Consider the following 7,707-nt stretch of genomic DNA (forward strand, 5'->3'; position numbering starts at 1 on the left):
GGGTAATTGCATTGTTTATGGTTTACGCCTGCGGGCCCCGGGGCTTGCGGAGCCGTCCGTGATGGCGGAAGGCATGGACGCGCCCGGTCCCATGCGCCCCTTCGCCGCGCGCGTGCTGTCGGCCTTGGCCGGCGCGCCGAAGGCCGCCACCGGCCGAGGCCGCTTCCAGTCCCTGCGCGATGCGCTGGACCGCACGCGCACCGTCACCCTGCGGCAGTTGGCGCTGGCCGCCATCCTGGCCGCCTGCTGCGGCACCGCCGTGCTGGCCGTCATCAACAAGGCGGCGGCGCTGGCGTCCGATGACGGCTATTCGCTGGTCTACGTCTTCCTCTTCTTCGTCCTGATCATAGGCTACAACCTCGCGCAGAAGTTCTTCACCAAGGGTGCGGCGCACGACCTGGAAATGGCGCTGCACGACGTCCGGGGAGTCACCGCGACCCGCATCGCCCGCCTGGACCTGCGCCATTTCGAAAGCTTCAGCAACGAGCGCTTCTACAGCGCCCTGGTGCGGTACTACGAGATGATCTCCATGGGGATCGTCAACCTGCTGTCGGGCGTGCAGTCGGGCGTCCTGTTCCTGTTCAGCATCTGCTACGTCCTCTACCTGTCGCCGGCGGCCTTCCTTCTGACCCTGGTGGCCGTGGGCTTCCTGACCTACGGCTATCTCATGAAGGCCGGTGAGACGGACGGCGCCCGGCAGGAGGCGGCGGCGGCGGAGACGCGGCTGATGGACGGCGTCCACGACCTGATCCAGGGCTTCAAGGAACTGAAACTGGACCCGGCCAAGCGGGCCATCGTGGTGAATGAGATCAAGGCCTGCAGCGCCCAGGCGGCGGAGCGGCGGTCGCATGCCAACGACGTGCTGACGGACCTGATCGTCTATATCAACAGCACCTTCTACCTGTTGAGCGGCGCGGTGGTCTTCCTGTTGCCGCTGTTCAGCAAGGACAGCCACGAGCAGATCGAGCGGCTGGTGATGGTGGTGCTGTTCGCCGCCAGTTCGCTGATGACCGGCGTGGGCGCCACGGTGCAGACGGTCGCCGGCGTGCGCCTGGCGGCGCAGGGCATCCGCGCCTTCGAGGGCGAGTTGGACGGACAGGTGGAAACCCACGACGACGACGTGGGCGCCACCACACCGCCGCCGTTCCTGTCGCTGGCGCTGCGCGACGTGCACTACACCCACGCCACCGGCAACAGCGACCAGCGCTTCAGCATCGGCCCCATCGATTTCGATGCGCGGCCGGGGGAGATCGTCTTCATCACCGGCGGCAACGGATCGGGCAAGTCCACGGCGCTGAAGGTGATGACGGCCCTGTACCCGGCCATGGGCGGGCAGTTGCTGCTGAACGGCGCCCCGCTGGGCACGGGCGCCACGGAAAGCTATCGCCGCCTGTTCGGCACCGTGTTCGCCGAGTTCTACACCTTCCACCGTCTGTTCAACATCACCGCCGAGCGTGAGCCGGAGATGTGGCGGTTGCTGACGCAGATGCAGTTGGCGGAAAAGCTGCCCGGCGGCCTGATGAACGGCTTCAACCCCGGAGCGCTGTCCACCGGCCAGCGCAAGCGCCTGGCCCTGGTCATAGCATTGCTGGAGGACCGGCCCATCCTGTTGTTCGACGAATGGGCGGCGGACCAGGACCCGGAATTCCGGGCCATCTTCTACCGCGAGATCCTGCCCGGCCTGAAGGCGGCCGGCAAGGCGGTGATCGCGGTCACCCACGACGACCGCTACTTCGACGTCGCCGACCGGCGCTATCACATGGATGAGGGCAAGATGCGCGAGGTCACGGCGTCATGACCATGTCCAACGACCGCACGCCCACCGGCCCCACGCCCGCACCCAAGCCCGCGCCGAAGCCGGTGAAACCTGGCCTCCGGGCCCGGTTTCGCGCCTGGCGGCGTCGCCACCGGCTGAACATCCTGCTGGCGACGCTGATCCTGGTCTTCGCGGTCGTCGTCCTGGCCGACCGCATCTTCGTCAATATCCCTTCGGGCTCGGTCGGGGTGCTGTGGCTGCGCCTGGCCGGCGGCACCCAGACCGGCTTCCACTACAATCCCGGCCTGAAGATCATCGCGCCCTGGGACCAGGTCTTCGTCTACGACGTGCGCCTGCGCCGCATGGATGAAACGGTGCAAGCGCTGACCCGCGACGGCCTGGCGGTAGATGTCGAGCTGACCGTGTCCTACTTTGTGGACCGCGACCTGGTGGCCAACCTGCACGAGACCCTGGGGCCGCAGTTCGAAGACACCCTGGTCCGCCCGACCATGAGTTCCGAAATCCGCAACGCGGTGGCGGAACTGCGCCCGGACGACTTGTACAGCATCAACCGCACGGCGCTGGAACAGCGCGTCGCCCGCCTGGTGCGCGGGGTGCTGGCGCGCAGCAACCTGGACGTCGGCGGCGACCACCAATTGATCAACATCCAGGACATCTTCATCCGCAACATCACCCTGCCCCCGACGGTACAGGCCTCCATCGAGCAGAAGATCGCGGAGGAACAGAACGCCCTGCGCTTCCAGTTCGTGCTGGAGAAGGAACGCCTGGAAAGCGAGCGCAAGGCGATCGAGGCGCAAGGCATCCGCCAGTTCCAGGAAATCGTCTCCAACGGCATTTCCGACCGCTATCTCCGCTGGAAGGGCATCGACGCCACCCTGCAGCTGTCGAAATCGCCCAATGCCAAGGTGGTGGTGATCGGCGCGCAGAACGGCTTGCCACTGATCCTCGACACCAGCGACAAGCCCGGCGCCGACCAGGCGCCGGCCGCGGGCCCGCGCGCCAAAGCCATCCCGCCGGTCACCGGTTCCGGATCGGAGGGGGACGCGGCATCGGCCGTTTGGCCCCCGCCCCTGCCGGATGCGGTCGATCCCCTGGACGCCGGGGGGAGCAAGCCGGCAGCCGCGAAGCCGGAAGGTGGAAAGACGGGCGGCGTAAAGCCCGGGACATCGGCCGCCGCGCCCGCGGCTGGCCCCGCCCCGGCCAAGCCGTGACCCGGCGGCCATGACCTGCCGCAACCGCCTGGCCTTCGCGGCCACAACCATCCTTTGCCTGGCCGCCCTCGCCGTGGTGCTCCCCCGGCTGATGGTGGCCTCATACCGCCGGTCCGTCACGCCGGCGCCCGTCACCGCCATCGCCGGTTACCGCGAGGCCTACAACGGTTCGGAAACGCTGCACGCCGTGGCGCGCGCGCTGGTGCAGGACCGCCCCATGCTCGTGGCGGTGGGCGAAGGTGGCCTTATCCTGACCAATGACGAAGGCAACCACCTGTGGGCGCGGCAGGAGGCGCCGAGCCGCAGTGAACTTTACGCCGTGACCGGCGGCCCTGCCGGATTCGTCGCGGTGGGGTCCGGCGGCGCCGCCGCCCTGTCCGCCGACGCCACCAATTGGCAGCAGGTCCAGACCGGGGTGGACGGCACCTTGACCGCCATCGCGGCGTCGCGCGACCGCTACGTCACCATCGGTCCCGCCGGCATGGCCAGTTCCAGCGACGGCCGACACTGGCTGCCCGCCGCCCTGCCCCAGGACGCCAACCTGATGGCGATCACCTATGCCGGCGATCTCTTCGTCGCGGTGGGTGAGGGCGTCAGCGCCGTCTCAGCCAACGGGCTGGACTGGCAGCTGTGCAAAGTGTCCGAGGGGGCGGTGCTGCAAAGCATCACGCATTCGCCCAGCCTGGGCTTCGTCGCGGGCGGCACCGAGGGCATGCTGCTGCGATCCCGCGATGGCTGCCGATGGGGCCCTCTGGGGCCCGTGCCCGACGCCACCATCCGCGCCGTCCTGGCCGTGTCCGAGGGCATCGTGGCCGCCGGCACCGGCGGCATCATCGGCATCGCCTGGCCGGGCAAGGCCTGGCAGGAGGGGATGTCCGACGCCCGCTATAATCTGGAGTCCCTGATCCGCACCGATGACCGCATCGTGGCGGTGGGCACCGGCGGCGTCATCCTGTCATCCTACGACGGCCGCCACTGGCAGGTGGAACGGCCATCAGCGGGCCAGCCCATGCTGGGCGCCATCTTCAACGGACGCTTCATCGCGGTGGGCGGGGGTGGCAGCATCCTCACCTCCACCGATGGCGAAAACTGGACCCGCCGCGTCCCCGCCACCCGCCGCGCGCTGTGGGCCCTGGCCCAGCACGACAATGGGCTGATCGCCGTGGGCAACCGGGGTCAGGTCATGATGTCGCGTGACGGCGTGCTGTGGTCCACGCGATTCAGCGGCACCCGCGCCGACCTGTTGGGCGTGACCGCCTTCCGGCGCCAACTGATCGCCGTGGGACGAAACGGCATCATCCTGACCTCCCCCGATGGCGATGGCTGGATCCCCCGGCGCGCCACCGACCCCAACGCGCCCAACCGCCCGACCTCGCTCGCCCTGTGGGCGGTGGCGACCGCCCGGGACTATGTCGTGGCGGTGGGCGAGAACGGCCTGATCACCGTGTCGCGCGACGGCACGACCTGGAAGGCCCTGCCACCCCTGACCCACCAGGACCTGCTGGCCGTCATGGCGGACGGGAACGAAGCCGTGGCCGTCGGATCGGACGGCGTCATCCTGCGCACCGCCGATGGCGACACCTGGACGCAAGAGGCCAGCGGCACCCAGGAAAAGCTGTGCGCCGTCGCCTACTGGCAATCCACCGTCATCGCCACCGGCAGCGGCGGCACCATCCTGACCTCCACAGCACCCGGCCAATGGACAGCCCGCGCCTCGGGCACGCAAAGCACGCTGTGCGCAGCGGCCGCCGGCGAGGGCGTGCTGGTGGCGCTGGGCTACAGCGGCGCCATCTCCCATTCCCATGACGGCGGGGTGACGTGGGAGGCGACGTCCCTGCGCGTTCGGGAAGGCTATTGGCTGGCGCGGGCTGACGGTGACGTCATGGCCGCGGGCGCCGCCCTGGACCACGGCCGGATGGGGGCCACGCGCTCCCCTGTCGTCGGCATCAGCGCGCCCGTGTCGGGCGACGGCTACTGGTTGGCCACCCGCGACGGCCATGTGCACGTCGTGGGCGCGGTGCAGGATTTCGGTGGGGTCGCCAAGCTGGAGCCGGAGCAGGAGATCGTTGGCATCGACCACACGCCATCGGGGCTGGGATATCGCCTGCTGGCGCAGGATGGCGCGATCTTCTGTTTCGGCAACGCCCATTGCGACCTGCCGGCCGGCCCCGACTCACCGGAAGAAAAACCCACAAGTGCCGCTGTCGACATCGTCAGCGCCCCGGTGGGGGAGGGCTATGCGGTCCTGTATGCCGATGGCCGGGTGCGGACCTTCGGTTCCCTGAAGTACCTGGGCGATGCCACCGCCTTGGGCCAACTTGGCGAGGGGGCAGCCAAGGCCCTCAGCATCGCGTTGCAGCCCAGGGGGGAGGGATACTGGATCCTGGCGAACGATGGATCGGTGACGGGTGTGGGCTCGGCCCCATCCTTCCCACCCACCGACGCGGCGCCGACGGTGGCATCCGGCCAGCACAACCGGCGGCCGGTCTCCATCGCCGCCCGCGCCGCTGGCGACGGCGTTTGGCTGGCCATGTCGGACGGACGGGTGATCGACCGCAGTCCGACCCCATCAGCGGCGCGATAAAGCCAACGGGCTGACGCCCGGCGGCGCGACCGATTAGGCCGGCCGCAATGCCGCGACCAGGCGCTCGATGGACTTCAGGCCGTCGGTGAAGGGCGACAGGATGGTGAAGACCTGGGACGGTGATCCGGGCGGCAGGCACATGCGGGTCAGCGTGGCCAGCGTGCCGGACGGGCTGAGGTCGACATAGATCGCCCCGCCCCGCCCCTCCAGCGTCCGGACCATGGGGCCGACATGCATCTGCCTGCGGGCGATGTGCCAGAACAGGTCCGGTGTGTCGGGCGTGGCCCAGTCCTGCAGGCTGGCGGAATGACAGGGACAACGGCCCGCCTGAAGCCGCACGTCGGCGGTCATCGCCCGGCTGGCTTCCGCCGCCGGTTCCATCCAGCGGGAGTGGAAGGCGAAGGGAACGGGCAGCGCCTGATGGGGCAGATGCAGGCGGTCCAGTTCCGTGGCGATGACCGGCATGGCTTTCGCTTCGGCGGACAGCACGAAATGCCCATCCGAACTGACGCCCGCCAGCTCGCTCCGGCTGCTCAGGATGGGGTTGTTCCGCCAGATGTCGGGGCTGGCCAGCACGGCGACCATGCCGCCCGGCGGGCAATGGCGGACGTAAAGCTCGGGCTGCCGCGCGACGAGGTCCAAGGCCGTTTCCAGCGGCATCATGCCGGCGACCACCATGGCCGCGAATTCCCCCAGGCTGACCCCAGCCACCTGATCGGGCACGATGCCGTGATGTTCCAGCGTTCGGGCCAACGCCACCTCGGTCAGGAAGATGGCGGGATGGGTGATGGGCAGGGCGTCGAAGACATCGCCCAGGCCCCGCCCCGGGGCGTAGATGGTCTCCAAGATAGGCCGGCCGAAATTTTCCCGCAGGAAGCGGTCGCCCAAGCTCATCCACTCGGCGAAGACCGGATGGCCGCGAAACAGCTCCGCCCCCATCTGGTAGTACTGCGACCCTTGGCCCCCGAACAGGAAGGTGACGGGCAAGGTGCCGGAACCGCTCATGCCAAGACCTCAAAAAGCCAAACGGCGTTCCCATGGGAACGATCGCGCGAGCGCATAGCAAAAGGCGCGGCCAGGGGACCCGGCCGCGCCCAACGCTGAAGGGGTGGAAAGTCTGGATCAGGCCGCGGCGGCGTCCTTGGCGTCCTTGGCCTCACGCTTGGCGCTCCGGGCCAATTCCTTGCCCTTCTCGTATTGCTCACGCGCGAAGGCCTTGAACTTGCCGGCGTCCAGGTCGAACAGCGAACCGCCTTCCTCATAGTGCCGCACGAACACCTTGCCGATGGCGTAGGTGGACGCGCCAGCCGCGATCGGCATGGTCGCGGCCGACAGGGCCCAGCCGATTCCCGGAACGACCTTGACCAGGCTGCCGATCGCCAGACCGCCGCCCAGACCACCGAAGGTGCCCAGCAAGGCGCCCTGGAGCGAACTGCCGAGGGAGCTGCTAAAAGGCTTGCCATACAGCTGGGACAGCTTCTGGATCATGCGCAACTGGATGGCGGCGATGCCGGCGATGTCGACCAGGGGGAGCGGCACGGCGCTGAGCACGACCGCCGCCACCACGTAGCTCTTGATCTCATTGCTGGCCAGCAGCGTCAGCGCGACGTCGTGGCTGACATCGGGCGCCGGCGTTACGACAGCCGCTGCGGGGGCGGCGGCGTCCACCGTCGCAGCCGGGGCATCGGGCGCAACACTCGGCGCGGGCTTTTCAACCATCGGGTAACTCCATTATCGGCGTGGGGGGGGGGGCGCCAGGGATTCTAATGCTCGGAGACTACGGATGGGCGGCTGGCGACTTCGCCCAATAATAGCAGTAAGGCGTCAGCTTTGCACCCACTCACTTCGGAAAGACACTCCATCGGCGAATGGACACCCCGTCCAGAGGAGATATTGTTCTACTAGAATATTCCTGATACTTATACCCCTATTCCGAGACAGCCGTCGCCACGACACTGTTATTTACGGTCACTGAAATCGTAAGGCCATACTGGCTTCAATGCCACGGTCCCGGTCGGGGCATGGGCGTCAACCGCCGCCTTGACAACCCGGGAGGGGCTTCTTCATATGCCGGAACAACGGGCAACAAGACGCCGGGAAACACGTGGAATTTCCGGCCAGTATCATCCATCAGC

The 7,707-nt window shown here is 68.2% G+C and carries 5 protein-coding genes; 3 read left to right on the forward strand and 2 right to left on the reverse strand.

Features of this window, described 5'->3' with window-relative positions:
* Positions 1-61 precede the first annotated feature (61 nt).
* The 3 genes from FHS74_RS27590 to FHS74_RS27600 are packed head-to-tail and all read left to right on the forward strand — an operon-like array spanning position 62 to position 5,572.
* A complete protein-coding gene (locus tag FHS74_RS27590; RefSeq protein ID WP_184807486.1) occupies positions 62-1,798 on the forward strand; it encodes a cyclic peptide export ABC transporter in 1,737 nt (578 codons plus the stop codon).
* On the forward strand, positions 1,795-2,988 hold the full coding sequence (locus FHS74_RS27595; protein WP_184807487.1) for a prohibitin family protein: 1,194 nt from the start codon (positions 1,795-1,797) through the stop codon (positions 2,986-2,988). The genes FHS74_RS27590 and FHS74_RS27595 overlap by 4 nt, the downstream gene beginning before the upstream one ends.
* A 10-nt stretch (positions 2,989-2,998) precedes the next feature.
* A complete protein-coding gene (locus tag FHS74_RS27600) occupies positions 2,999-5,572 on the forward strand; it encodes a WD40/YVTN/BNR-like repeat-containing protein (protein WP_184807488.1) in 2,574 nt (857 codons plus the stop codon).
* Positions 5,573-5,605: 33 nt separating this feature from the next.
* Here FHS74_RS27600 and FHS74_RS27605 read toward each other — a convergent pair whose 3' ends face one another.
* Both FHS74_RS27605 and FHS74_RS27610 read right to left on the reverse strand, forming a co-directional pair.
* Complete coding sequence (locus FHS74_RS27605) at positions 5,606-6,577, reverse strand: acyltransferase domain-containing protein (protein ID WP_184807489.1); 972 nt, start codon at positions 6,575-6,577, stop codon at positions 5,606-5,608.
* Between the two features lie 117 nt (positions 6,578-6,694).
* Positions 6,695-7,291, reverse strand: coding sequence for a YcjF family protein (locus FHS74_RS27610; RefSeq protein WP_184807490.1), 597 nt, complete (start codon positions 7,289-7,291; stop codon positions 6,695-6,697).
* Positions 7,292-7,707: the final 416 nt, after the last annotated feature.

The sequence above is a fragment of the Nitrospirillum iridis genome, from assembly GCF_014205765.1.
Lineage (GTDB): Bacteria > Pseudomonadota > Alphaproteobacteria > Azospirillales > Azospirillaceae > Nitrospirillum > Nitrospirillum iridis.

Excerpts from the sequence above, each read along its gene's own strand:
- FHS74_RS27590 (WP_184807486.1), top strand. The coding sequence starts at position 62 with ATGGCGGAAGGCATGGACGCGCCCGGTCCCATGCGCCCCTTCGCCGCG.
- FHS74_RS27605 (WP_184807489.1), bottom strand. The coding sequence starts at position 6,577 with ATGAGCGGTTCCGGCACCTTGCCCGTCACCTTCCTGTTCGGGGGCCAA.
- FHS74_RS27600 (WP_184807488.1), top strand. The coding sequence starts at position 2,999 with ATGACCTGCCGCAACCGCCTGGCCTTCGCGGCCACAACCATCCTTTGC.
- FHS74_RS27610 (WP_184807490.1), bottom strand. The coding sequence starts at position 7,291 with ATGGTTGAAAAGCCCGCGCCGAGTGTTGCGCCCGATGCCCCGGCTGCG.
- FHS74_RS27595 (WP_184807487.1), top strand. The coding sequence starts at position 1,795 with ATGACCATGTCCAACGACCGCACGCCCACCGGCCCCACGCCCGCACCC.